Below are 25,428 nucleotides of genomic sequence, written 5' to 3' on the forward strand. Positions count from 1 at the left end.
CCGGGAATGCTGTTAATTCCCTTCAAGCTCGGCAAGGCTTTTTTTCAATTCGATCATCTTATCGCGTAGCTGTGCGGCCTGTTCAAAGTTAAGATCAGCTGCAGCAGCACGCATCTGTTTTTCTACCTGGGAGATCAGTTTGGTAAGCTCTTTTTTGTTCATTGATTCAGGATCCTTGGCAAGCTTCACTTCTGTTTCTGCTACTGCCTTGGATACTGCGATCAGATCACGGACGGCTTTTTTGATAGTGGTTGGCTTAATACCATGTTCCTGATTATAGGCATCCTGTAACTGACGGCGCCGTCTGGTCTCATCAATGGCCTGACGCATGGAATCGGTCATGGTATCTGCATACATGATCACATGGCCTTCACTGTTACGTGCAGCACGGCCAATGGTCTGTATCAGGGAGGTTTCCGAACGGAGGAAGCCTTCCTTGTCTGCATCCAGGATTGCTACAAGAGTGATCTCCGGGATGTCAAGGCCTTCTCGAAGCAGGTTGATACCTATCAGTACATCGAATATATCAAGACGCATATCCCGGATGATCTGTGCACGCTCCAGTGTATCAATATCCGAGTGAAGGTAACGTACACGGATCCCCACATCCTTCATATATTGGGTAAGATCCTCTGCCATCCGTTTGGTCAGGGTTGTGATCAGGATCTTATGCTTCTTTTCTACCTCTTTATTCACTTCTCCGATCAGGTCATCGATCTGGCCTTCTACAGGACGTACCTCTACTTCCGGATCCAGAAGGCCGGTAGGACGGATGAGCTGTTCTGCACGAAGAAGTTCATGATCTGCTTCGTATTCACCAGGAGTAGCAGATACAAACAGAACCTGATCTAACTTCTGCTCAAATTCATCAAAGCTTAAAGGTCGGTTGTCCTTTGCAGAGGGAAGACGGAAACCGTAATCCACCAGGGTCTGCTTACGGTTTTGATCACCGGCATACATGGCACCGATCTGAGGCACCGTTTTATGGGACTCATCTATGATCAGAAGAAAATCATCTCCGAAATAATCCAGAAGGGTGTAAGGGGGCTGACCAGGAGCAAGACCTGCCAGGTGCCTGGAATAATTCTCAATGCCAGAGCAGAAGCCGGTTTCTTTCATCATTTCGATATCAAAATTGGTTCGTTCGGAAATACGCTGGGCTTCCAGAAGCTTGTCTTCGCTTTTAAAGTAAGTAACACGTTCTTCCAGTTCTTCTTCGATTGCCTTGGCTGCACGCTGGATTTGTTCCATTGGTACTACATAATGAGAAGCCGGAAAAATCCCTGCATGGGAAACCTCACATTTGATCTCACCGGTAAGCACATCAATCTCTGTGATCCGGTCGATCTCATCGCCGAAAAACTCTACACGGATCGCACTGTCAGAGTAGTTGGCAGGGAAGATCTCCAGAGTATCTCCACGTACCCGGAAGGTACTGCGGTGAAAATCCATTTCATTCCTGGTGTACTGGATATCGATCAGTTCCCGGATCACTTCATCCCGGTCTTTGGTCATGCCAGGCCGAAGAGAGATCATCATGTCCTGGAATTCCTGAGGAGAACCCAGACCGTAAATGCAGGAAACAGAAGATACAATGATCACATCACGCCTTTCGGACATGGCAGCAGTAGCGGAAAGACGAAGCTTATCGATCTCATCATTGATGGCTGAATCCTTGGCAATATACGTATCAGAGGAGGGAACATAAGCTTCCGGCTGATAATAGTCATAATAGGAAACAAAATATTCCACTGCGTTCTCAGGGAAGAACTCCTTAAACTCACCATACAGCTGTGCTGCCAGTGTTTTATTGTGGGCAAGGACAAGGGTAGGCTTATTCAGCTGTGTGATCACATTGGCCATGGTAAAGGTCTTACCTGAGCCGGTAACACCCAGCAGGGTTTCAAACTGGTTACCTTCTTTGAAGCCCTTGACCAGTTCCTCAATGGCCTGCGGCTGATCGCCGGTAGGTTTGTATTCGGAATGTAATTTGAAATGATCCATGGAAACACCTCTTTGTCAGAATCTATTTATGGGTGGACGTTACCGTCTGCGCTGTACTCTGTTTCCCGATTATAGCAGAAATACTTTTGAAAGTATAGGGATAATACTGATTATTTCTACTGCAACTACAGAGTAGGTTGCAATCTTCATCAGTATTTCAATCACAAGTAACCAGAGTGAAAGAAATTCAAAAGAGACTGCGTTTGTCGAAAGGAAAACCACAGATAAAATAGATAATAAACCTATGTAAGGAGGGATGAATCTCTTGAGATTTATGGAATTAAGCTATCCGGTGTGCTATATGGGCTTTTATGTGAGGAAGGCAGCTGCGTTTTGGAAATGTCAGCGGTACAGCAGGGAATACCATTCCAGGGGATTTAATCTCCCTGAATCTGAAAGAAGTGGAAAATCTTATAAAAAAACTTATGAAAATGACCGGCAGGTGTAAACACATCTGACCGGTCATTTTGTGATCTTACAGGAAATCCCAAATCTTCCTGCAATTTTCAGTGAATGATAACGCTTCGCCTGGAACTGTTGTAGGTATATACCTGTCCGCCAAGTGCTTTTATATTTTGAAGATTCCGGGCTACTGCAGGATAAGTCCGGAGAAAAGCAGGGGCATCCACAAAAGTGATATCAGCACCGATATATTTATAGAAGGAATAACGACCTGTATTATTGCCGTGGTGCGGCGCCTGCAGAAAGGTGGATTTTAGTTGCTTCTTATATGTACTGATCAGCCGTCTGCCTACCTTTGTGAGAATATCTCCTGTGAACAGCATGCTGGTTTTCCTGCCGGATACTTTAAATACCAGGGAGGAACCATTGCAGATGTCTTTGGTGGTATTGGTAAGGGTGTTGCTGTAACCGTTGAAAAACTGAAATTTCAGTCCGGAAAAACGGAAGCTGTCACCTGCTCCTTTCCAGTGGATTTTGGAGGTGCCGCACATTAATTTCATAAACTGCTGAAACACAGGATATTCATCCCAGCTGTGTTTAAATTTACGGTAGCGACTGTCATTGATCTTAGGAGCGATCACTTTTCGAATCTGGATATCTCCTGGAGAAGAAAAGATTTTGATAAAAGCACCGGCATGATCCGGATGCGGGTGAGTGATGATCCACAGATCAACTTTGCTGCCCAGACTTTGGATGGTCTTACGGACAAAGGCCTCCTGATCTGTCCAGCCACCATCTACTACGATCAGTTTGCCGTTACTGCCCTTGATGGTATAGAACATGGACTGCTTTCCGGCATGGTCATCGCCGTACTGGGTAACGCGCCAAGTGACAGAAGCAGTGCCGGCTGAGCATGGAACAGCAGGAGAAAGAAATAAAGCCAGTAAAAGAGTCAGAAGCCCGATAGCCAGTCCTGTAAAATAGGTCAGATGTTTTTTATAATCCATTGTAGTGTTTTCCTTTTTTTATATTGAGTAACTATATTATAAGCCGTTTACAATCATTTCTCAATCAGGAAAAATCATCACCAAATTTTCACACAAATATTTTGTAAAAAATATTGACAAACTTTTACAACAGGTGTATCTTAAGACCATAGATGTTAGCACTCCATTATGTTGAGTGCTAACAGAAACAGATGGAGAAAGGAGCAAACATTCATGGATGACGTATTAGATGAGCGCAAAAAGAAAATACTGAAAGCAATCATCAAAACATACATGGAAACAGGTGAGCCGGTAGGTTCCAGGACAATTTCCAAATATCCAGATCTGAATGTAAGTTCAGCAACCATCCGGAATGAGATGTCAGACCTGACCGATATGGGATATATCGTACAGCCTCATACATCTGCAGGAAGGATTCCATCTGACAAAGGCTATCGTCTCTATGTAGATGAACTGACCAGGGAAAAGGAATCAGAGATCGCAGAGATCCGTGAGATGATGATAGAGAACACGGATAAGATGGATAAAGTATTAAAGAAGGTTGCCAAGGTTTTGGCAGCCAATACTAATTATGCCACTATGATCACGGTTCCACAGTACAGCGGAAGCCGATTGAAATTCATTCAGCTTTCCCGAGTCAGTGAGCACCAGCTGATCGCAGTTGTTGTTTGTGAAGGCAATGTGATCCGCAATCAGATCATTGATCTGGACGAAGAGATGGATGACCAGACTATTCTGAAATTAAACCTTCTTCTGAATACCAACCTGAACGGAGTTCCTATCCAGGATATCAATCTTGGTATGATCGCCAGACTGAAGGAGCAGGCAGGAACCCACAGCGGTGTGGTAGCTACCGTGTTAGACGCAGTGGCAGCCACCATTCAGGTGGATGAGGAAGATTTGGAAGTATATACATCAGGAACCACCAATATTTTTAAATATCCGGAGCTGGCTGACAAGTCCAGAGCAAGCGAGCTGATCTCCACTTTCGAGGATAAGAAGGAATTGGCAGATATGGTTCGTGAGAGCATGGGTGATCAGGAAAGCACAGGTGTTCAGGTGTACATCGGTGATGAGGTTCCCATTCAGACCATGAAGGATTGCAGTGTTGTGACTGCCTCTTATGAGTTGGGCAATGGGATGCATGGAACCATCGGTATCATCGGACCTAAGCGTATGGATTATGAGAATGTTGTGGACAGCTTGAAGAAGCTTAAGGTTCATCTTGATGAAGCAGTAAATAAGAAAACATAGAAAGGCGGTTGACAGCGTGTCAGATATAAAGAAAGAAACCGAAGCTACAGAAGAAACAGTTGAGATTCCGGTGACTGACGGCAGCGAAGAAGAGACAGCAGCTGAGGCTGAGGATACAGAGAAAGAATCTTCCAAAGAAGAGGAAAAAGAAGTTCCAGAGGCTGAAGCATCAGAAGAGCCAGAAACAAAAGATGCCAAACCGGAAGAAAAGACAAAGACTTCTTTCTTCGGAAAAAAGAAAAAAGATAAATTTGAACAGCAGGTGGAAGAGCTTACCGATCGTTTAAAGAGAAACATGGCTGAGTTTGATAATTTCCGTAAAAGAACGGAAAAAGAAAAGGCCAGCATGTATGTGATCGGAGCAAGAGATATTGTTGAAAAGATCCTGCCTGTTGTGGATAATTTTGAAAGAGGACTTGCACAGGCTCCAGAGGGAGATGCCTTTGCAGATGGCATGAAGATGATCTACAAACAGTTGATGACCGCTCTTGATGAGATGGGTGTTAAGGAGATCGAGGCCAAAGGCAAAGAGTTTGATCCGAACCTCCATAATGCAGTGATGCATGTAGAGGATGAAAATGCAGGTGCTAATGAAGTAGTAGAAGTATTCCAGAAGGGATATACCTATAAAGATTTTGTTGTAAGACACAGTATGGTTAAAGTTGCAAATTAATCAGGAGGGAATTATCATGAGTAAGATTATTGGTATTGATTTAGGTACTACAAACAGTTGTGTAGCAGTTATGGAAGGTGGAAAACCTACCGTTATTGCAAATACAGAAGGATCCAGAACAACACCGTCTGTTGTTGCATTTACAAAGACAGGTGAGCGTCTGGTAGGTGAGCCTGCAAAACGTCAGGCTGTAACAAATGCAGAGAAGACAATCTCCTCTATCAAGAGAGAGATGGGTACAGATTATCGTGTAAATATTGATGGCAAGAAATATTCTCCACAAGAGATTTCCGCTATGATCCTTCAGAAGCTGAAAAAAGATGCAGAAGGATACTTAGGTGAGCCTGTAACAGAGGCTGTGATCACAGTTCCAGCATATTTCAATGATGCACAGCGTCAGGCTACCAAGGATGCAGGTAAGATCGCAGGTCTTGATGTAAAACGTATTATCAACGAGCCTACAGCAGCAGCTCTTGCTTATGGTCTTGATAATGAAAAAGAGCAGAAGATCATGGTATATGACCTTGGCGGTGGTACATTTGATGTTTCTATCATTGAGATCGGCGATGGTGTTATCGAGGTTCTTTCCACAGCAGGTAATAACCGTCTTGGTGGTGATGACTTCGACCAGAGAATCACAGATTATATGCTTTCCGAGTTCAAGAAGAACGAGGGTGTTGATTTAAGCAACGATAAAATGGCACTTCAGAGACTGAAAGAAGCAGCTGAGAAAGCAAAGAAAGAGCTTTCTTCTGCAACAACAACCAATATCAACCTGCCGTTCATTACAGCTACAGCAGAAGGTCCGAAGCATTTCGACATGAACCTTACAAGAGCTAAATTCGATGAACTGACACATGATCTGGTTGAGAAGACTGCTGAGCCGGTTCGCCGTGCACTTTCAGATGCAGGTCTTACAGCATCTGAGCTTGGTCAGGTACTTCTGGTTGGTGGATCTACACGTATCCCTGCTGTTCAGGATAAGGTTCGTCAGCTGACTGGCAAGGAGCCAAGCAAATCTCTTAACCCGGATGAGTGTGTTGCACTTGGTGCTTCCGTACAGGGTGGTAAGCTTGCAGGAGAGGCTGGCGCAGGTGATATCCTTCTTCTGGATGTTACTCCGCTGTCACTTTCTATCGAGACAATGGGTGGTATCGCTACAAGACTGATCGAGAGAAATACAACCATTCCTACAAAGAAGAGCCAGATCTTCTCTACAGCAGCAGATAATCAGACTGCTGTAGACATTAACGTAGTACAGGGTGAGCGTCAGTTCGCAAAAGACAACAAATCCCTTGGACAGTTCCGTCTGGATGGTATTCCGCCAGCACGTCGTGGTGTTCCGCAGATCGAGGTTACATTTGATATTGATGCCAATGGTATCGTAAATGTATCTGCAAAAGATCTTGGTACAGGCAAAGAGCAGCACATTACCATTACAGCAGGATCTAATATGTCTGAGTCCGATATCGACAAGGCAGTAAAAGAAGCTGCTGAGTTTGAGGCACAGGATAAGAAACGTAAAGAAGCAATCGATACAAAGAACAATGCAGATTCCATGGTATTCCAGGTTGAGAATGCCCTGAAAGAAGCAGGAGATAAGATCGATGCCAATGATAAGGCAGCAGTCGAGTCTGATCTGAATGCCCTGAAAGATATCCTTGCAAAATGCACAAATCCTGATGAAGTTACAGATTCTCAGGTAGCTGATATCAAAGCTGCACAGGAGAAGATGATGGAAAGTGCTCAGAAGCTTTTTGCAAAGATGTATGAGGCACAGAATCCACAGGGTGGAGCTGCAGGAGCAGGCCCGGATATGGGAGGCGCATCCCAGGGCGGAGCTACAGGCAGCAATGAAGCCGGATATGGTGATGATGTAGTTGACGCTGACTACAAAGAGGTGTAAAATAGCAGCTGTCTGTTTTTAATAGCACAGACGGCAGCATAAATAAAGTGACTGTTATGACGGCTGCTGCTTTGAAATAGAAGTGGCAGCCGATGTTAAGGTTCTAAATAATTATATTAGGGAAAAGAGACTATGGCTGATAAAAGAGATTACTACGAGGTTCTTGGTGTTGACAGGAATGCGGATGATGCAACACTGAAAAAAGCATATCGACAGTTAGCCAAGAAGTATCATCCGGATGTAAACCCGGGAGACAAAGAAGCTGAAGCAAAATTTAAAGAAGCCACAGAAGCCTACAGCGTGCTAAGTGATCCTGCGAAAAGAAAACAGTATGATCAGTTCGGGCATGCAGCCTTTGAAAATGGCGGCGGCGGTGGTGCTGGTGGTTTTGGTGGATTTGATTTTTCAGGTTCAGACATGGGAGATATTTTCGGGGACATATTTGGCGATCTGTTTGGAGGCGGAAGCAGGAGAAGACCGAATAACGGGCCTACAAAGGGAGCCAATCTCCGTGCAAGAGTCAATATTACATTTGAGGAAGCTGTTTTCGGATGTGATAAGGAGCTGGAGATCACATTAAAAGATGAATGCACTACCTGCCACGGCACAGGAGCCAAACCGGGTACATCTCCGGTTACCTGTCCAAGATGTAACGGGGAAGGTCAGATCGTCTATACCCAGCAGTCCATGTTTGGCATGGTGCGTAATGTACAGACCTGTCCGGACTGCCATGGAACTGGAAAGATCATCAAAGAAAAGTGTTCCGCTTGTCGGGGAACCGGTTATACTTCCAGCAGGAAGAAGATCCAGGTGTCCGTACCGGCAGGTATTGACAATGGACAGAGCATCCGCATCCGTGAAAAGGGTGAGCCAGGAGTAAACGGAGGACCAAGAGGAGATCTTCTTGTTGAAGTGAACGTGGCTCGTCATCCTATTTTCCAGAGACAGGATATGAATATTTTTTCTACAGCTCCTATTACTTATGCTCAGGCAGCATTGGGCGGAGATGTGAAGATCAGCACTGTGGACGGAGATGTGGTATATACAGTGAAGCCCGGCACACAGACAGACACTAGGATCCGCCTGAAAGGCAAAGGAGTTCCTTCCCTGCGGAATAAGAACATACGTGGTGATCATTATGTTACCCTGGTGGTTCAGGTTCCTACAGGCCTGAATGAAGAGGCCAAGGAAGCCCTTCGCAGATTTGATGAAGCTTGCGGCAACCGTCCTGCTGAATCCAAAGGGGATGGATCAGAAAAGAAGAAAAAAAGCTTCATGGACAAATTAAAAGAGACTTTTGAAGAGTAAAACAAAGGTTTGATGGTGAGAAATACGAGAAAAGAGGGATTCACCTCTTTTCTTTTTTTGTGTCTTATTGTATATTAAGGGTTAGACCTAATATAGAAAAGGAGTCGTCGGCTTTGAAAGAAAAAGCAAAATGGAAACAATTTCTTGATAAATATGTACCCAGATGGGCGGTTCTCCCGCTTTTGACTATCCTGGCAGCTAATTGTCTGATCTACTGGGGAAGTGATCTTCTTACTGCAAACAGGCATCATTTCGACTTTACCATGGGATTTGACCGGGCTGTGCCTCTGGTTCCATTTTTTGTGTGGTTTTATATCCTGGCATTTCCTTTCTGGGCAATTGGATATCTTCTGTCTGCAAGAAGGGGTAAAAAAACATTTTACAGATTTGTGGCTACAGACCTGACCATTCATCTGACATGCTTTATTTTATTCCTTGTAATCCCTACCACCAATATCCGGCCGGAGCTGACAGATGGCACTATTTCTGAAAAGATCCTGGGTATTGTGTATGCTATGGATGGAGGTGTGCATCCATCTAATCTTTTTCCTTCCATCCATTGTTATGTAAGCTGGATGTGTTATCGTGGACTTAAGGGAGCCAGGGAGATTCCTGTGTGGTATCAGAGATTTTCCTTTGTATTTGCATCACTGATCATTGTTTCCACCCAGGTATTGAAGCAGCATTATATTGTGGATGCTGTGGCAGGAGTGGCACTTGTGGAAATATTCTGGAGATTTTACGGTAAAAAGCAGCGTTACCAGAAGCTGATGGGATTTTTTGAGGTGTTAAATCACAAGATTTGGAAAGGAGAAGGAAATTTAGATGAAGTGGAATCGTTTTACCATTAAGACAAAAACAGAGGCAGAGGATGTGATCATTTCAGCTCTTGCGGATGTGGGAATCCAGGGTGTGGAGATCCAGGACAAGCAGCCTCTTACAGATGAAGATAAAGCACAGATGTTTGTAGATATTATGCCTGATTGTCCAGAGGATGACGGGATCGCATACCTGAATTTTTATCTTGAAGAAGATAAGGATACAGAAGAAGTACTGCAAAATGTACGCCAGGTACTGGATGAGGTCAGCTCTTATATGGATATTGGAGAGGGCAGTATTGAACAGTCCCAGACAGAGGATAAGGACTGGATCAATAACTGGAAAGAATACTTCCATCAGTTTTATGTAGATGATATTCTGATCGTACCTTCCTGGGAAGAGGTTAAAGAAGAGGATAAAGGGAAAATGATCCTTCATATCGATCCGGGCACTGCTTTTGGCACTGGTATGCATGAGACGACCCAGCTGGTGATCCGTCAGCTGAAAAAGCTGGTCCATAAAGATACACAGATGTTGGATGTAGGAACAGGAAGCGGTATTCTTGGCATTGTAGGATTGAAGCTGGGAGCAGCCCATGTAGTTGGCACGGATCTGGATCCCTGTGCAGTTCCTGCAGTCGCAGAGAATAAAGAAGCCAATGGGATCCCGGATGATGCCTTTGATATGATGATCGGTAATATTATTGATGATAAGAAGATCCAGGATCAGGCAGGCTACGAGAAGTATGATCTTGTAACAGCCAATATCCTGGCAGATGTATTGGTTGCTCTGACACCAGAAGTGGTAAGCCATATGAAAAAGGGCGCTTATTATGTAACATCAGGGATTCTGGATGTGAAAGAGGACACGGTGGTACAGGCTGTGAAAGCTGCCGGTCTTTTGGTGGAAGAGATCACCCATCAGGGTGAGTGGGTATGTGTGACAGCAAGAAAGGAATAAGCATGCAGAGATTTTTTGTAGAGCCTGGACAGGTAGATGAAGCTGCAGGACAGATCCTGATCTGTGGGGATGATGTGAACCATATCCGGAATGTTCTCCGTATGCGGGAAGGTGAAGAACTTTGGATCAGTGCAGGGGGCGAAAAGGAATATTATTGCAGCATCCAATCCCTTTCACCGGAACAGATAGAACTTAAGATTTATTATATTTCCAGGCCGGATTATGAACTTCCAACCCGGCTGTATCTTTTCCAGGGGATTCCCAAAGGAGATAAGATGGATCTGATCGTGCAGAAAGCAGTGGAGCTTGGGGCTTATTCCATTATCCCGGTAGAGATGAAACGGTGTGTGGTACGGCTTGATGCCAAGAAAGCCCAGAAGAAACAGCAAAGATGGCAGCAGATCGCAGAAGGTGGTGCAAAGCAGTCGAGAAGGATGATCGTTCCAAAGGTAGAGCCGGTAATGTCCTTCAAAGAAGCTTTGGATTTTGCCGGGCAGATGGATCTTTGTCTTATTCCGTATGAGAATGCTAAGGGAATGGAAGAAACACGACAGATTCTGTCTCAAGTAAAGCCAGGGATGAGCGTAGGGATATTCATTGGTCCTGAAGGCGGTCTTGAAAAAGAAGAGGTCCAGCTTGCCATGGAACATGGAGCAAGACAGATCACACTGGGGCACAGGATCCTGCGTACAGAGACAGCAGGAATGGCGATCCTGTCAGTACTGATGTTCCAGCTGGAGGAAAGATAAGATGGAAGCATATTTTGATAATTCAGCCACAACCAGATGCTATCCTCAGGTAGCACAGATCGTGGTAAAAACAATGACAGAGGATTTTGGCAACCCTTCAGCCATGCATCAGAAGGGTGTGGAAGCAGAAAAATACATCCGCGATACAAAGGAGATCCTTGCAAGGATCCTGAAAGTAAAGGAAAAAGAGATCTTTTTTACATCCGGTGGGACAGAAAGCAATAATCTTGCCTTGTTTGGGGCAGCCCAGGCTAATGCAAGAAGTGGAAAACACGTGATCACTACAGCAGTGGAGCATGCAGCAGTAGGGCAGCCAATGGAAAGGCTGGCGCAAATGGGCTATGAAGTTACAGTCCTTCCTGTAGATCGTACAGGTGTGGTAGATATGAAAGCCTTGGAAGAAGCACTTCGTCCGGATACGATCCTTGTTTCTACCATGTATGTGAATAATGAAGTGGGTGCAGTGATGCCTGTGGAAAAGATCGGAGCACTTGTCCATGAGAAAAGCCCTAAGGCTTTGTACCATGTGGATGCTATCCAGGCATTTGGAAAATATACCATCCATCCTAAAAAGACAGGGATTGATCTGTTGTCTGTAAGCAGTCATAAGCTGCACGGACCCAAGGGGGTTGGTTTTTTGTATATCAACGAGAAAGCAAAGATACAGCCCCAGATCCTTGGTGGCGGACAGCAGGATGGGATGCGTTCCGGTACAGACAATGTACCGGGGATCGCAGGTCTTGGTGTAGCTGCACAGATGGTTTATGACCATTTGGAGGAAAACAGGGAGCATCTTTATCAGCTGAAGGAATACTTGGCAGAGGGGCTTTTAAAGCTGGATGATGTATGCCTGAATGGTATGGGATTACGGGAAGGGGCACCACAGATCTTAAGTGCCAGCTTTCTTGGTATTAGAAGCGAAGTACTGCTTCATACACTGGAAGACCGGGGAATCTATGTTTCAGCAGGAAGCGCCTGCTCAAGCCATAAACGTAAAGCAGCAGGTACTTTGGCTGCCATGGGAATGCCGGTCTCCCAGAAAGAGAGTACACTTCGGTTCAGCTTTTCAGAAGAAAATACATTTGAAGAAATTGATTACTGTCTGGAAGTCCTTCGGGAAGTGGTTCCTGTACTTCGCAGATATTCCAGGCATTAGGAGGAGAATTAATGATATATCATGCATTTTTGATCAAGTATGCAGAGATTGCCATCAAGGGAAAGAACAGATACCTGTTTGAGGATGCCCTTGTAAAGCAGATGAACATTGCCCTTTCTGCAGTAGAAGGAGATTTTAGTGTTGTTAAGGAGCAGGGACGCATTTATGTATTCTGCCCGGAAGAATATGATTATGAAGATACAGTGGCAGCTTTGAAAAGGGTATTTGGCATCGTATATATCTGCCCTGTTGTGATTTATGAAGATCAGGGCTTTGACCAGATGGCAAAGGATGTGGTTTCTTATATGCAGGCCTGCCATCCGGGATATGCAGGCACTTTTAAGGTCTATACAAGAAGGGCAAAGAAATCTTATCCTATTCCATCTATGGAGGTAAGTGCAAAGCTTGGCGGCAGTATTCTGGATGCTTTTCCGGAGGCCAGGGTGGATGTACATGAGCCTGCGCTTACACTTTCCGTGGAGATCCGTGAGAAGATCTATGTTTATTCCCAGGCTATCAAGGGACCGGGCGGTATGCCGGTTGGAACCAATGGCAAGGCAATGCTTCTGCTTTCCGGCGGTATTGACAGTCCGGTAGCAGGATATATGATCGCAAAGCGTGGAGTAAAGATTGAGGCTGTCTATTTCCATGCTCCGCCATACACCAGTGAGCGTGCAAAGCAGAAGGTTGTGGATCTGGCAAAGTTGGTGGCAAAATACAGCGGTCCTATCCGCCTCCATGTAGTAAACTTTACAGATATCCAATTATATATTTATGATCAGTGTCCACATGATGAGCTGACCATTATCATGCGCCGGTATATGATGAGGATCGCAGAGCATTTTGCTAAGAAGGACAATTGTCTGGGACTGATCACAGGAGAGAGCATCGGTCAGGTAGCCAGTCAGACCCTGCAGAGTCTTGCTGCCACCAATGAGGTGTGTACACTGCCTGTATACAGACCTGTGATTGGATTTGACAAGCAGGAGATTGTGGAAAGAGCCTGGGAGATCGGCACATATGATACTTCTGTCCTTCCTTATGAAGATTGCTGTACCATTTTTGTGGCAAAGCATCCGGTAACAAAGCCAAATCTGAAGGTGATCAGCCGTTCAGAGGAGAAGCTTTCTGAGAAGATCCAGGAGTTGATGGATGAGGCATTAAGAACCACAGAGGTGATTGAGATAAGATAAAAATAAAAAAAGAGGAACTGTGTACAGTTCCTCCCCAGATGGCTGGTGATGATGAAAATTATTCTACAGTATATTTCTGGATAATATCCATTACACCGTCAAGTGCGGATCCGTCAGCGTGGATGTTCAGGTCGATAGGCTTGGATAAGTCAAGGCTGAAGATACCCATGATTGACTTGGCGTCAATAACATATCTGCCGGATACTAAATCAAAGTCACAGTCAAATTTGCTGATTTCATTAACGAATGCTTTCACCTTGTCAATAGAGTTAAGTGAGATTTTTACTGTTTTCATTTTAATAACCTCCCTTGGGATAATTGTTATTTGTAACGGTTCAGTAACTGACAGGATGCTGCCGGCTGAATTGTTACGTTATCTTACAGATTTCATCTTACCTGTGCATATTCTAAAAGTCAAGGTGAAAAGAGATAAAAAAAATCGAAAGAATTAGTGAAATTGTATAAAAAATAAAAACGCTGCAGAAGCAAGATATACGTTGTATGATGCACATCTTGCAGTAAGAATGCCTGTGAGCATTCATGAAAGGAAAGTAGGAATCGGAAAATATGAAGAAAAAAGCAGCATTGCATAACCTGGGATGCAAGGTAAATGCCTATGAGGTAGAGGCCATGCAGCAGCTTTTGGAACAGGCCGGGTATGAAATCGTACCTTTTGAACCTGGGGCAGATGTTTATGTGATCAATACATGCACTGTTACCAATATTGCAGACCGTAAATCAAGACAGATGCTTCACAAAGCAAAAAAAATGAATCCAGAAGCAGTGGTAGTGGCTACCGGGTGTTATGTGCAGACTGATCAGGGAAAGCTGGATAAGGATCCGGCTGTGGATCTGATCCTTGGAAATAACCAGAAAAAGAACATTGTACAGGCACTGGAGGAATACCAGGAAGTCAGAGAAAAGGCTGCCCATGTGATCAAAATCAACCAGACAAAAGAATACGAAGAATTGAATATCCAGAAAACAGCAGAGCATGTGCGTGCTTATATCAAAGTACAGGATGGATGCAATCAGTTCTGTACCTATTGTATCATTCCTTATGCAAGAGGCAGAGTCCGCAGCAGGAAAGCAGAGCATGTGTTGAAGGAAGTGCAGGCACTGGCAGATGCAGGATACAAGGAAGTGGTGCTTACTGGGATCCATTTATCTTCCTATGGTGTGGATTTTCAGGAAGAAGAAAAAGAAACCCTTCTGTCTTTGATACTGAAAGTGCACCAGATCGACGGGATCCGACGGATCCGCCTGGGGTCCTTGGAGCCTGGGATCGTAACAAGGGAGTTTGCACAGACTTTATCTGGCCTTCCGAAAATTTGTCCCCATTTTCATCTTTCCTTACAAAGCGGCTGTGATGCAACGCTTCAGCGTATGAACCGGAGATACAGAAGTGATGAATACAGGCAGAAGTGTAAGCTTTTGCGGGAGTATTTTTCCAATCCTGCGCTGACCACAGATGTGATCGTAGGTTTTCCAATGGAGACAGAAGAAGAGTTTTTACAGTCAAAGAATTTTGTGGACAGCATCCATTTTTATGAAACCCATATTTTTAAATATTCCATGCGTCAGGGCACTAAGGCAGCAGCTATGGAAGGACAGATCCCGGAGCCAGTAAAAGCAGGACGCAGTGATCAGATGCTTCAGATGCATCATATTCATGCGGCTGAATATGAAAGATCTCTTCTTGGACAGAAGCTGGAAGTGCTTCTGGAAGAAGAAATTCAGGTAAATGGCAGAGAATATTATCTGGGACACAGTAAGGAGTATGTAAAGGTAGCAGTGGAGAAATCCAAAGGGTATGGCATAAATGATATTATCACACTTCAGGCAGAGGACTTTTTGGACCAACATATGCTCCTTGGAAAGTTTTGATTGTATTTTACTGAGAATTATATTATTATAAAATAGAAATAATTTTAAGGACGTGAGAGACAATGGCAGAGAACAATCTGGGAAGTACACAGTATTTCCGTTCAAAACCGGACCAGGATCTGGAAGTTAAGGAGATTCTGGATCTGGTGTACAATGCGATGGAAGAAAAGGGATACAATCCTGTGAATCAGATCGTTGGTTATATTATGTCTGGTGATCCCACTTATATCACCAGTCATAAGGGAGCCAGAAGCATGATCATGAAAGTGGAACGTGACGAACTGGTAGAAGAGCTTCTTACCGAGTATATTAAGAACAGATCCTGGGAAGGCTGATTATGAGAATTCTGGGATTAGATTACGGTTCTAAGACTGTGGGAGTTGCAGTGAGTGATCCGTTAGGCATAACAGCACAGGGTGTGAGTACGATCTGGCGCAAGCAGGAGAACAAGCTTCGCCAGACACTTGCCCAGATCGGGAAACTTGTGGAGGATTACCAGGTGGAACGGATTGTACTTGGATATCCTAAGAACATGAATAATACAGTAGGAGAGCGGGCTTTGAAATCTCTGGAGTTTAAAGAAATGCTGGAGAGACGTACAGGCCTGCCTGTTGTTATGTGGGACGAAAGACTGACTACAGTAGAAGCGAACCGTACATTAATGGAATCAGGAGTAAGGCGTGAGAACCGCAAACAGTATCTGGATGAGTTGGCGGCTATTTTTATTTTGCAGAGTTACCTGGACGCATACGGACGGGAAGATGCAGTGAGAGAGGTTAATATCTGATGGAAAAGATCAAATTTCAGTCCGAGGACGGAATCGTAGAATTTTATGTTGAAGAGCAGACCACAATTGCAGGGATCACCTATCTCCTTGTTTCTGATTCGCAGGATGATGAAGCAAATGCCTATATTTTGAAGGATATCTCTGAGAAAGACAGTCAGGAAGCATGTTATGAGATGATCCAGGATGATTCGGAGCTTGAAGCTATATCCAGAGTCTTTGCCCAAATGTTAGATGACGTGGACCTTGAAGCATAAAATGGAGGACGAAGCGATTGAAAAGCGAAAACAATGAGAACAGGAACAGCAGCGGGCAGTCACCGGCTGCTATGTGGGGAACCAAAAAACAGTCCACAAATACAAAACAGAAAAATTATAATTATAAATACAAATCAAAATCAGGATATAACAGGCAGAATTCGAAAAGTACAGGCAAGCCGGCTGTAAAAGCTGCTGTGAAACCAGAAGCAAAGGCAGTTGTAAAGCCATCACCAAAGTCGGCAGAAAAGCTGGCAGAAAAGCCATCCAGGCAGCTCCCCAAGAATCCTGTAAAGGGTGTGGCGAAAAGAGGCAGAAAGTCCGGTTATACAGGTAAGAAGCTAAAGATCATCCCGCTGGGAGGACTTGAGCAGATCGGTATGAATATTACAGCTTTTGAATATGATGACAGCATTGTAGTAGTGGACTGCGGTCTTGCTTTCCCTGAGGATGATATGCTGGGTATCGACCTGGTGATCCCGGATGTGACTTATTTGAAGGATAATATTTCCAAGGTTAAAGGATTTGTGATCACCCATGGGCATGAGGATCATATCGGGGCATTACCTTATGTACTCCGGGATGTAAATGTGCCGATCTATTCCACAAAGCTGACCCTGGCACTGATCGCCAACAAGCTGAAAGAGCACAATCTTACCAGGACAACTAAATTAAAAGAAGTAAAGCATGGACAGGTTATCAATCTTGGCGATTTTTCTATTGAATTTATTAAAACAAACCACAGTATTCAGGATGCATCAGCTCTGGCTATCTACTCACCGGTAGGCATTGTTGTCCACACCGGAGACTTTAAGGTGGATTATACACCTGTATTCGGAGATGCCATTGACCTGCAGCGTTTTGCCGAAATTGGCAGAAAGGGAGTGCTGGCACTGATGTGCGACAGTACCAATGCAGAGCGTCCGGGATTTACCATGTCTGAGCGGACAGTGGGTCATGTTTTTGACAATTTGTTTAATGAGCATAAATCTTCCAGGATCATTATTGCCACTTTTGCGTCCAACGTAGATCGTGTACAGCAGATTATTAATACTGCATACCGGTTTGGCAGGAAAGTGGCAGTTGAAGGACGCAGCATGGTAAATGTTATCACCACTGCTGCAGAACTGGGATATCTTCGGGTACCGGATCAGACCTTGATCGAGATCGACCAGGTAAAGAATTATCCGGATGAGCAGGTAGCACTTATCACTACTGGAAGTCAGGGAGAGTCTATGGCAGCACTTTCCCGTATGGCAGCCAATATCCATAAGAAGATCACTATAAAGCCTAATGATACGATTATTTTCAGCTCAAACCCTATCCCTGGCAATGAGAAAGCTGTATCCAAAGTAATCAATGAGCTTTCTATGAAGGGGGCAAAGGTTATTTTCCAGGATGCCCATGTTTCCGGACATGCCTGCCAGGAAGAGATCAAGCTTCTTTATTCCCTTGTTCGTCCAAAGTATGCCATTCCTGTACATGGTGAGTACCGCCATTTGACTGCACAGAAGCATGTTGCAGAAGAACTGGGATATTCTGATGAGAATATATTCATTCTTTCATCCGGCTGTGTGCTTGAGATGGATGGCCAGGATGCAGAAGTAACTGGCAAGGTGCATACTGGTGCGATCCTTGTGGATGGACTTGGTGTAGGTGATGTAGGGAATATTGTGCTCCGTGACCGTCAGCATCTTGCAGAAGACGGGATCATGATCGTTGTTATGACACTTGAGCGTCACAGCAATGTAGTACTTGCAGGACCGGATATTGTTTCAAGAGGATTTGTTTATGTGAGGGAATCTGAGGACTTGATGGATCATGCCAGAGAGACAGTGGAGAATGCGCTGGATGAATGTCTGGAGAAGAATATCACAGACTGGAGCAAGATCAAGACAAATGTGAAAGATGCATTAAGCGATTATGTTTGGAAGAGGACAAAGAGAAGTCCTATGATCCTGCCCATTATTATGGAGGCGTAGCCTCCAGGGAGGTACAAAAGAAATAAATGGATACGAAAGTAATTGAAGAAAAGATCGATTCCCTGCTGGATGCTGTTAAAAACAGCAGGGAATATGAGGAATACAAAAAACAGGAAGAACTTCTGGATCAGGATCCGGATTTGAAGGCAAGGGTTTTTCAATTCCGCAGTAATAATTTTCGGATGCAGAATGAGACCGGAAGGGATGATCTGTTCCAGGTGGCAGAACAGCTGTCAAGGGAGTCCAAAGAGCTTCGCAGGAATCCGCAGGTGAATGCATACCTGGATGCAGAGCTTGCCTTATGCAGGCTGATGCAGAAGATCTGTATACGTGTGACAGAAGGAATCCATATACAGATTCCGGAGTTCTGACAGACGGCCACAGGAAAGCCTATATAAAGGAGGTTGTAATGGGAAATACCAGAGACAAGATAGGAAAAGCCGGACTGGTTTTTGCAGGCGGAGTGTTCCGGATCGCATTGTACGTATGTGTTGCAGTGTTTATATTCTGGGCAGGAAAGACTACCTATCAGTTTGGATATGACATATTTAACCAACAGGCAATGAGCCCTGGGGATGGACAGGAAGTAACTGTTGTGATCCCAGAAGGATCTTCTGAATATCAGATCGGAGAGATTCTGGAAGCCAAAGGACTGATCAAGGATGCCAAGGTGTTCTATGTACAGGAGAAATTATCCAATTACAAAGGAAAGCTGAAAGCCGGTACATATTTGCTCAGTACAGCATATACACCTACCAGGATCATGGGGATCCTTGCAGGAGATACAGAGCAGGAAGGGGTAAGCAATTCGTGATCGTAGAAGAGAGAATGCGGACCTTTATTAATTCCCTGGATACCGGGAATACACCATTTCTTGAAGAATTGGAGCAGTATGCTTTGCAGGAAAGGGTTCCGGTGATCCGCAGGGAAATGCAAAGCTTCATAAAGATGCTTCTGGCACTGCAAAGACCGAAGCGCATTCTTGAGGTGGGGACAGCCATTGGCTTCTCCACACTTCTTATGTGTGAATATGGTCCTGCAGATGTACAGATTACTACTATAGAAAATTACGAAAAAAGAATTCCCCTGGCAAAGGAGAATTTCAGAAAAGCCGGGCAGGAGTCAAAGATCACCCTTCTGGAAGGGGACGCAACAAAGATACTGGCCGGTCTTTCTGGTTCTTATGACCTGATCTTTATGGATGCTGCAAAGGGACAGTACATCCACTGGCTTCCGGATGTGATTCGCCTGCTTAAGAAAGGAGGGGTTCTCTTGTCTGACAATGTGCTGCAGGATGGAAATCTTATAGAGTCCCATTACATTGTGGAAAGGCGTGACCGTACGATCTACAAAAGAATGCGGGAATATCTGTATCAGCTGAAACATGATCCATTACTGGAAACCTCCATTCTTCCCCTGGGAGACGGAGTGACTGTAAGTGTGAAGAAGGAGGAAATAGAATGGGAGAACCATTAAAAAGACCTGAACTGCTTGTTCCAGCCAGCAGTCTGGAGGTGTTGAAGATTGCGGTTATTTTCGGGGCTGATGCAGTATATATCGGTGGAGAAGCTTTCGGACTTCGTGCAAAAGCAAAGAACTTTTCTCATGAAGATATGTTTCAGGGGATTGCTTTTGCCCATGAGCATGGGGTAAAAGTATATGTTACGGTGAATATCCTGGCACACAATTATGACCTGGAAGGAGTGCGGGAATATTTAAAAGAATTAAAAGAATTGAAACCGGACGGATTGATCATTGCAGATCCAGGTATATTTACTTATGCCAGGGAGATCTGCCCTGAGATTGAATGCCATATCAGTACCCAGGCCAATAATACCAATTATGAAACCTTCCTTTTCTGGCACAGGCTTGGAGCAAAGCGTGTAGTTACAGCAAGGGAGCTGTCTCTGGAAGAGATTCGTCAGATCCGGGCACATATCCCGGAAGATCTGGAGATAGAAACCTTTGTCCATGGGGCAATGTGTATCTCTTATTCTGGACGCTGCCTTCTCAGCAATTATATGGTGGGAAGAGATGCCAACCGGGGAGCCTGCACTCATCCCTGCAGATGGAAATATTCCATTGTAGAGGAGAAACGCCCAGGCGAGTATATGCCTGTTTATGAAAATGAAAGAGGCACTTATATTTTTAATTCCAAGGATCTTTGCATGATAGAGCATATGGATGATATTATGACCAGCGGCATTGACAGTCTGAAGATCGAAGGCAGGATGAAAACGGCTTTGTATGTAGCTACGGTTGCCCGCACCTATCGGAAAGCCATTGATGATTATATGGAATCACCTGAGAAGTATCAGGCAAATATGCCTTGGTACCAGGAGCAGATTTCCAATTGTACTTATCGTCAGTTTACAACCGGGTTTTTTTATGGGAAGCCGGACAGCAATACCCAGATTTATACAGATAATACCTATGAGAAGAATTTTACTTATCTGGGCTTTGCAGAGGCTGTTGATGAAAGCGGTCGTATCCAGATCACTCAGAGAAATAAGTTTTCTGTAGGTGAAACCATACAGATCATGAAGCCGGATGGATGGAATCTGGATGTAACTGTCCGTGGGATCTATGACTGTGATGGCACATCAATGGAAAGTGCACCTCATGCCCAGCAGAAGCTGTGGATCGATCTTGGGGCAGATATCCAGGAGTATGATATTCTGCGAAGAGAAGAAGAACAATAGACATATTTACGACAACTGTGAATGTCCAGCAGTTGCCGTTTATGAAAAATGCCTTTGCCCGGCTGGGAACAATTTCCGAAGCTTGGTCAGGGCATTTTTTTCAATGCGGGAAACATAAGAACGGCTGATGCCCATCTGTCTGGCAACCTCCTTCTGTGTCAGCTCCTGCTGGCCGAAAAGACCGAAACGGCAGCAGATCACCTGGTATTCCCGAGTGTTTAAAACCTTATCTATGGACTGAAAAAGAAGCTTTAAATCTTCACGTATAGAATAATCTTCTACCACATCTGTAAGAGGACTTTCAATCACATCTAAAAGACTGATCTCGTTTCCTTCCTTATCCATTCCGATTGGTTCATAAAGAGAAACTTCCCTGGAAAATTTTTTTCTGGAACGAAACATCATAAGAAGCTCATTATCAATACATCTTGCTGCATAGGTGGATAATCGGGTGGATTTGCTGATATCAAAAGTAGAAATCGCCTTGATCAGACCGATGGTGCCGATGGAAATAAGATCATCCAGGTCTTCCTCGCCGCTTTGATACTTTTTAACGATATGGGCTACCAGACGGAGGTTGCGTTCTATCAGGATTTTCTTTGCCTCTTCATTTCCCTCCTGGTATTGTTGAAGATAGAAGCGTTCCTGTGCAGGAGTCAGGGGTTTCTGGAAAGTCTTCAAGTCCGCACCTCGAAAGGGATTTCTCTATATTCTATGCCGCAAAATGGAAGCTGGTGCTTTTCCAACTTGGATTTGCTTCTAATTTTGCGTTGAAATAGAGCTGTAAAATCATTATAATGGAAAACAGTACAGCGAATAACAAAAGACAGTAAGGTGAAGGATATTGAAGAAAAAAACAGAACAGCTATTAAATGGAAAATTTGAATATGAACAGCCCCATCTTCTTTTTTCAAAAGAAAAGATTTCCCTGACCCTGAAAGCAGGAGAAACCAGGCGGGGAGAAGTATATCTTGGAACCGAAGATAACTGCAGGATCCGGGGATATGTTACATCCTCCTCCAGACGGCTGGTGCCGGGTCTTGATAAGTTTACCGGAACAACAGTCTGCCTGCCATATGGTATTGATGCAGTAGGCATGGAACCAGGACAGGATCTGGAAGGCTGGATCTGCTTTACCACCAATATCGGAGAATACAGACTTGGTTTTGAGATACATGTAGAAAAAGAAGAATTAAAAACAGCGAAAGGTACAGTGAGTGATCTGGAAGAATTCTGCCAGATTGCAAAAAAAGATTTCAGAGAAGCCTTTCGTATTTTTACTGATCCTTCTTTTTCCTCTTTGTTAAAGAATGAAGAGGATCAGAAAAAGGCTCTTTTTGCCGGTCTTTCCAGACAGCCAGTGACTTACCAGCATCTGGAGGAATTCCTGATCGGTATTGGCATGAAAGAGCAGGTGAGCGTTTCTTTGAAGGACCCTGGTGCCAGATACTACGAAGTGAAGCAGGATATGCAGGAGGCTTTTCATATCCACAGAAGCGGATGGGGACATCTGCGCCTGGAAATAGAAGCATATGGGGATTTCCTGGAGATTCCCAAGAAGGTTGTTACAGATGAAGACTTTATTGGCAGCTATTATGAAGTGGATTATCTGATCAGCTGTGACAAGCTGGGGGCAGGCAACCAGTTCGGTAAGATTGTAGTAAAAAGTCCTTATCAGCAGCTTACTTATGAGCTTCTGGTGTCACGAACACCAAAGGTAGAGGTTAATGTGCGGGTAGTGGAGGAGCAGCACAAGCTGGCTATCCTTAAGGACTACCTGGATTTCAGGTGCAATAAAATGGATGCTTCCACATGGGCGGCAAGCACTCATTATGAGCTGAACCAGCTGCGTGAAAATGGATGTGATTATCCAGAATATCAGATGTATGAAGCTTTTCTGCTCCATCAGGAAGGAAATGATGAAGGAGCAGTGCAGATTCTTGAAAAATACCAGGACAAAGCCTTTACAAAGGACGACCTGGAATTTGCAGGATTTTACTTGTATTTGTGTGTGGAAACAGGGATTTACAGAGATCAGGAGCAGGCTCTTAGGAAGCTTCGCAATTTCCATATGCAGAAAGAGGATAGCTTTACTCTTTTATGGGTATTGCTAAGAAAGGATCCTGAGCTTTGCCAGTCATCGTCCAAGGCGATTTTTATGATGGAGGAGCTTTATGAAAAAGGATGTAAAAGTCCGTTCCTGTATTTGGAGGCTTGGGAGCTGGTAAGCAGGAATATTTCCCTTCTGCACAGATTAAATGGGTTCTGGGTACAGGTATTTTTGTTTGCTGCAAAAAGGGATCTGCTAACCCAGGAGCTGGCTATGCGTATTGCCTATTTGTCCGGATATGAGAAGAATTATAATGAAAGTCTTTATCGTGTGTTGGCAAAAGGGTATGAGTACTTTCCATCTGAGGATACCCTGGAAGCAGTGTGCAAATATATCATAAAAGGGAATCCCAGGAAACCTGAATATTTTATATGGTACAGCCGGGCTGTACAGCAGGGATTGCGGATTACCAGATTGTATGAGTACTATGTGGAGACCATGGATATGGCCGGCCAGCAGGAACTGCCCAAGCCTCTGCTTATGTATTTTACTTATAATAATGATACGCTGGGGGATAACAAGAAAGCATTCATTTATTCCAGGGTAATTGCTGATAAAGAAGCAGATCCGGCAAATTACCAGAGTTATCAGAAGAGTATGGCTGTTTTTGCAAAGAAAAAGTTGTCAGAAGGATGTATGAATGAACATTATGCTGCAATCTATCAGGAATTTCTTACAGATCCAAAGACAAAGGAAGAGGCAAACGCTATTGCCGGCAGGATGTTTACTTACCGGCTTTTCTGTGATGACAAAAAGATCCGCAGTGTGATCGTAAAGCACAGTCAGATGGCTGAGGAAGAAGTGTACCCATGTGTACAGGGGGTGGCCTATCCAAGAATCTATACAGAGGATGCGGTGATCCTTTTCCAGGATGAGCAGCAGAGACGGTATGCTTCTACCGTTGGCTATAATTTGAAAAAGATGTTGGACGAAGAAGAGATGATGCCAAAGGTGCTGGCTTTTGGTGTGGAGGACACAGGTGTGCTGCTTCACTATTGCATGGAGCATCCTATTTCCAGGGATGATCTGGAACTTTTCCAGAAGCTGGCCGGACTTCCTGGAGTGAGCAGTGATTATAGGGGAGGAATCCGCAAAGAGATCCTGGATTATTATGCTGGTCATATCCATGGGGAAGACCTGGACGGATACCTGAAAAGGTTGGATTGCAGGGAATATGCACTGGTAGACAGGGAAACTTTGTTGTCTGTATTGATTTCCAGAGGGCTTTTTCCGCAGGCAGCAGCCATTGTGGAAGAGTTTGGCTTTGAAGGACTGGATATGAAGAGCCTTCTGAAGCTGGTAAGCAGGATGATCATCCGCTGTGAAATGGCAGAGGACGAAGAATTGCTGGCACTGGCATCTGAAGTATACAGAAGCGGGATTTATGATGAAGTAATCCTTCAGTATCTGATGAAGTATAGGTTTGGGCCAATGGACGAGATGTTTTCTATCTGGAAAAGTGCCAAAGGCTTTGAAATGGATACTTATGATATGGAAGAAAAGCTGCTGGGGCTTCTGATCTTTACCTCTGACTATCGAAAAGAGGGAGAGAGTATTCTGGCAGATTATATCAAGCATAAAGGAAAAGAAAGACTGATCGGTGCTTATCTGACACAGGTGGCATATGGGATTTTTGTTAAAGAGTTTTCCATGAGCAGTCTTGTGAAAAAATCCCTGAAAAAGGCATATCTGGAAAAGTGGCCGGTAGATTTGATCTGCCATCTGGCGCTTTTTAAAGAACTTGTAAGGGAAAAAGGAAAAAGCGAAGAGATCCTTTCTATGGAGAGAGAGCTTCTGAAGGAATGCATGGACAGAAACATGGAGTTTGCCTTTTTCCATAAATTATCTGCAGAGCTTCTCAGCCCTTATCAGCTGGATGATAAGACCTATGTAGAGTTCCACGGCAGTCCAAAGTGGAAGGTTACACTGTTTTATGCATTGGATACTGGCCTTGGAGCAGAACCGGAATACAAAAATGAACCACTTTATGATATATACGAAGGGATCCGCACAAAGTCATTTACACTTTTCTATGGAGAAACCCTGCATTATTATTTCCAGTCAGAATATAAAGGGAAAATAAAAAAGACTGCAGAACGTACTATGACCATGAGCCGGGTGGAAGGCGCACCAGGCAGCAAATATCAGATGATCAACCAGATCCTGTCAGCCAGAAGGCTGGACAAGGATGCAGAAGTAGCTGCAAAGCTGAAACAGTATCTGCGGCAGGAACAGTATGTGAATGAGATGTTTGTGATCAGGAAAGAGGACTAAG

At 44.3% G+C, this 25,428-nt stretch carries 24 protein-coding genes; 20 read left to right on the plus strand and 4 right to left on the minus strand.

The genetic code is table 11. The features are described from left to right. Window positions 1–12: 12 nt before the first annotated feature. Complete coding sequence (gene uvrB, locus OCV61_RS06225; protein WP_158421076.1) at window positions 13–2,004, minus strand: excinuclease ABC subunit UvrB; 1,992 nt, start codon at window positions 2,002–2,004, stop codon at window positions 13–15. A 265-nt stretch (window positions 2,005–2,269) separates the two neighbouring features. Between uvrB and OCV61_RS06230 the strand changes: the two genes are divergently transcribed. Then, window positions 2,270–2,452, plus strand: a complete 183-nt coding sequence (locus tag OCV61_RS06230; protein WP_158421077.1) for a hypothetical protein — start codon at window positions 2,270–2,272, stop codon at window positions 2,450–2,452. A gap of 58 nt (window positions 2,453–2,510) precedes the next feature. Here OCV61_RS06230 and OCV61_RS06235 read toward each other — a convergent pair whose 3' ends face one another. After that, window positions 2,511–3,413, minus strand: a complete 903-nt coding sequence (locus tag OCV61_RS06235; protein ID WP_158421078.1) for a ComEC/Rec2 family competence protein — start codon at window positions 3,411–3,413, stop codon at window positions 2,511–2,513. Between the two features lie 213 nt (window positions 3,414–3,626). On the opposite strand from OCV61_RS06235, the gene hrcA reads away from it, so the two are divergent. From hrcA to thiI, 9 genes are all read left to right on the plus strand, one after another. Beyond that, window positions 3,627–4,667 carry a heat-inducible transcriptional repressor HrcA gene (hrcA, locus tag OCV61_RS06240; protein WP_158421079.1) on the plus strand — a complete coding sequence of 347 codons (1,041 nt, stop codon included), beginning with the start codon at window positions 3,627–3,629 and terminating at the stop codon, window positions 4,665–4,667. Window positions 4,668–4,683: 16 nt separating this feature from the next. Then, the gene (grpE, locus tag OCV61_RS06245) at window positions 4,684–5,340 is read left to right on the plus strand and encodes a nucleotide exchange factor GrpE (RefSeq protein ID WP_173727013.1); all 657 of its coding nucleotides are present in this window, start codon (window positions 4,684–4,686) and stop codon (window positions 5,338–5,340) included. 16 nt (window positions 5,341–5,356) lie between these two features. After that, window positions 5,357–7,246: a molecular chaperone DnaK gene (gene dnaK / locus OCV61_RS06250; protein WP_158421080.1), complete on the plus strand. Its 1,890-nt coding sequence runs from the start codon at window positions 5,357–5,359 to the stop codon at window positions 7,244–7,246. A 132-nt stretch (window positions 7,247–7,378) separates the two neighbouring features. Further along, window positions 7,379–8,554, plus strand: a complete 1,176-nt coding sequence (gene dnaJ / locus OCV61_RS06255; RefSeq protein WP_158421081.1) for a molecular chaperone DnaJ — start codon at window positions 7,379–7,381, stop codon at window positions 8,552–8,554. 113 nt (window positions 8,555–8,667) lie between these two features. Continuing rightward, window positions 8,668–9,405 carry a phosphatase PAP2 family protein gene (locus OCV61_RS06260; protein ID WP_158421082.1) on the plus strand — a complete coding sequence of 246 codons (738 nt, stop codon included), beginning with the start codon at window positions 8,668–8,670 and terminating at the stop codon, window positions 9,403–9,405. Further along, window positions 9,380–10,333 (plus strand): 50S ribosomal protein L11 methyltransferase, encoded by a 954-nt coding sequence (prmA, locus tag OCV61_RS06265; RefSeq protein WP_158421083.1) that lies wholly within the window; start codon window positions 9,380–9,382, stop codon window positions 10,331–10,333. Before OCV61_RS06260 ends, prmA begins: the two co-directional genes overlap by 26 nt. 2 nt (window positions 10,334–10,335) lie before the next feature. Next, a complete protein-coding gene (locus OCV61_RS06270) occupies window positions 10,336–11,082 on the plus strand; it encodes a 16S rRNA (uracil(1498)-N(3))-methyltransferase (protein WP_158421084.1) in 747 nt (248 codons plus the stop codon). A gap of 1 nt (window position 11,083) precedes the next feature. Then, the gene (locus tag OCV61_RS06275) at window positions 11,084–12,238 is read left to right on the plus strand and encodes a cysteine desulfurase family protein (RefSeq protein ID WP_158421085.1); all 1,155 of its coding nucleotides are present in this window, start codon (window positions 11,084–11,086) and stop codon (window positions 12,236–12,238) included. 11 nt (window positions 12,239–12,249) lie between these two features. Next, entirely contained in the window at window positions 12,250–13,431 is a 1,182-nt protein-coding gene (gene thiI / locus OCV61_RS06280; RefSeq protein WP_158421086.1) for a tRNA uracil 4-sulfurtransferase ThiI, read from the plus strand. A gap of 58 nt (window positions 13,432–13,489) precedes the next feature. Here thiI and OCV61_RS06285 read toward each other — a convergent pair whose 3' ends face one another. Continuing rightward, entirely contained in the window at window positions 13,490–13,726 is a 237-nt protein-coding gene (locus tag OCV61_RS06285; RefSeq protein WP_158421087.1) for an HPr family phosphocarrier protein, read from the minus strand. Window positions 13,727–13,998: 272 nt separating this feature from the next. Here OCV61_RS06285 and mtaB point away from each other — a divergent pair, with 272 nt between their 5' ends. The 9 genes from mtaB to OCV61_RS06330 all read left to right on the plus strand — a co-directional run bounded on the left by mtaB (window position 13,999) and on the right by OCV61_RS06330 (window position 21,043). Beyond that, the gene (mtaB, locus tag OCV61_RS06290) at window positions 13,999–15,318 is read left to right on the plus strand and encodes a tRNA (N(6)-L-threonylcarbamoyladenosine(37)-C(2))-methylthiotransferase MtaB (RefSeq protein WP_158421088.1); all 1,320 of its coding nucleotides are present in this window, start codon (window positions 13,999–14,001) and stop codon (window positions 15,316–15,318) included. A 62-nt stretch (window positions 15,319–15,380) separates the two neighbouring features. Continuing rightward, a complete protein-coding gene (locus OCV61_RS06295; protein WP_158421089.1) occupies window positions 15,381–15,653 on the plus strand; it encodes an IreB family regulatory phosphoprotein in 273 nt (90 codons plus the stop codon). A 2-nt stretch (window positions 15,654–15,655) separates the two neighbouring features. After that, a complete protein-coding gene (ruvX, locus tag OCV61_RS06300; RefSeq protein ID WP_158421090.1) occupies window positions 15,656–16,105 on the plus strand; it encodes a Holliday junction resolvase RuvX in 450 nt (149 codons plus the stop codon). Continuing rightward, window positions 16,105–16,359 (plus strand): DUF1292 domain-containing protein, encoded by a 255-nt coding sequence (locus OCV61_RS06305; RefSeq protein WP_158421091.1) that lies wholly within the window; start codon window positions 16,105–16,107, stop codon window positions 16,357–16,359. The genes ruvX and OCV61_RS06305 overlap by 1 nt, the downstream gene beginning before the upstream one ends. Before the next feature lie 71 nt (window positions 16,360–16,430). After that, entirely contained in the window at window positions 16,431–18,341 is a 1,911-nt protein-coding gene (locus tag OCV61_RS06310) for a ribonuclease J (RefSeq protein ID WP_262582715.1), read from the plus strand. A 26-nt stretch (window positions 18,342–18,367) separates the two neighbouring features. Continuing rightward, window positions 18,368–18,712, plus strand: a complete 345-nt coding sequence (locus OCV61_RS06315) for a YlbF/YmcA family competence regulator (RefSeq protein ID WP_158421092.1) — start codon at window positions 18,368–18,370, stop codon at window positions 18,710–18,712. 38 nt (window positions 18,713–18,750) lie between these two features. Continuing rightward, entirely contained in the window at window positions 18,751–19,155 is a 405-nt protein-coding gene (locus OCV61_RS06320) for an endolytic transglycosylase MltG (protein WP_158421093.1), read from the plus strand. Continuing rightward, complete coding sequence (locus OCV61_RS06325) at window positions 19,152–19,817, plus strand: O-methyltransferase (protein WP_158421094.1); 666 nt, start codon at window positions 19,152–19,154, stop codon at window positions 19,815–19,817. The genes OCV61_RS06320 and OCV61_RS06325 overlap by 4 nt, the downstream gene beginning before the upstream one ends. After that, window positions 19,802–21,043 carry a peptidase U32 family protein gene (locus OCV61_RS06330; RefSeq protein WP_158421095.1) on the plus strand — a complete coding sequence of 414 codons (1,242 nt, stop codon included), beginning with the start codon at window positions 19,802–19,804 and terminating at the stop codon, window positions 21,041–21,043. The genes OCV61_RS06325 and OCV61_RS06330 overlap by 16 nt, the downstream gene beginning before the upstream one ends. A gap of 39 nt (window positions 21,044–21,082) precedes the next feature. Here OCV61_RS06330 and sigK read toward each other — a convergent pair whose 3' ends face one another. Next, window positions 21,083–21,724 (minus strand): RNA polymerase sporulation sigma factor SigK, encoded by a 642-nt coding sequence (gene sigK, locus OCV61_RS06335; protein WP_158421096.1) that lies wholly within the window; start codon window positions 21,722–21,724, stop codon window positions 21,083–21,085. 163 nt (window positions 21,725–21,887) lie between these two features. Between sigK and OCV61_RS06340 the strand changes: the two genes are divergently transcribed. After that, the gene (locus OCV61_RS06340) at window positions 21,888–25,427 is read left to right on the plus strand and encodes a DUF5717 family protein (protein ID WP_262582713.1); all 3,540 of its coding nucleotides are present in this window, start codon (window positions 21,888–21,890) and stop codon (window positions 25,425–25,427) included. The last annotated feature ends 1 nt before the right edge of the window (window position 25,428 follow it).

This window comes from Blautia ammoniilytica (assembly GCF_025566965.1).
In the GTDB taxonomy this organism is placed as follows: Bacteria; Bacillota; Clostridia; order Lachnospirales; family Lachnospiraceae; genus Blautia_A; species Blautia_A ammoniilytica.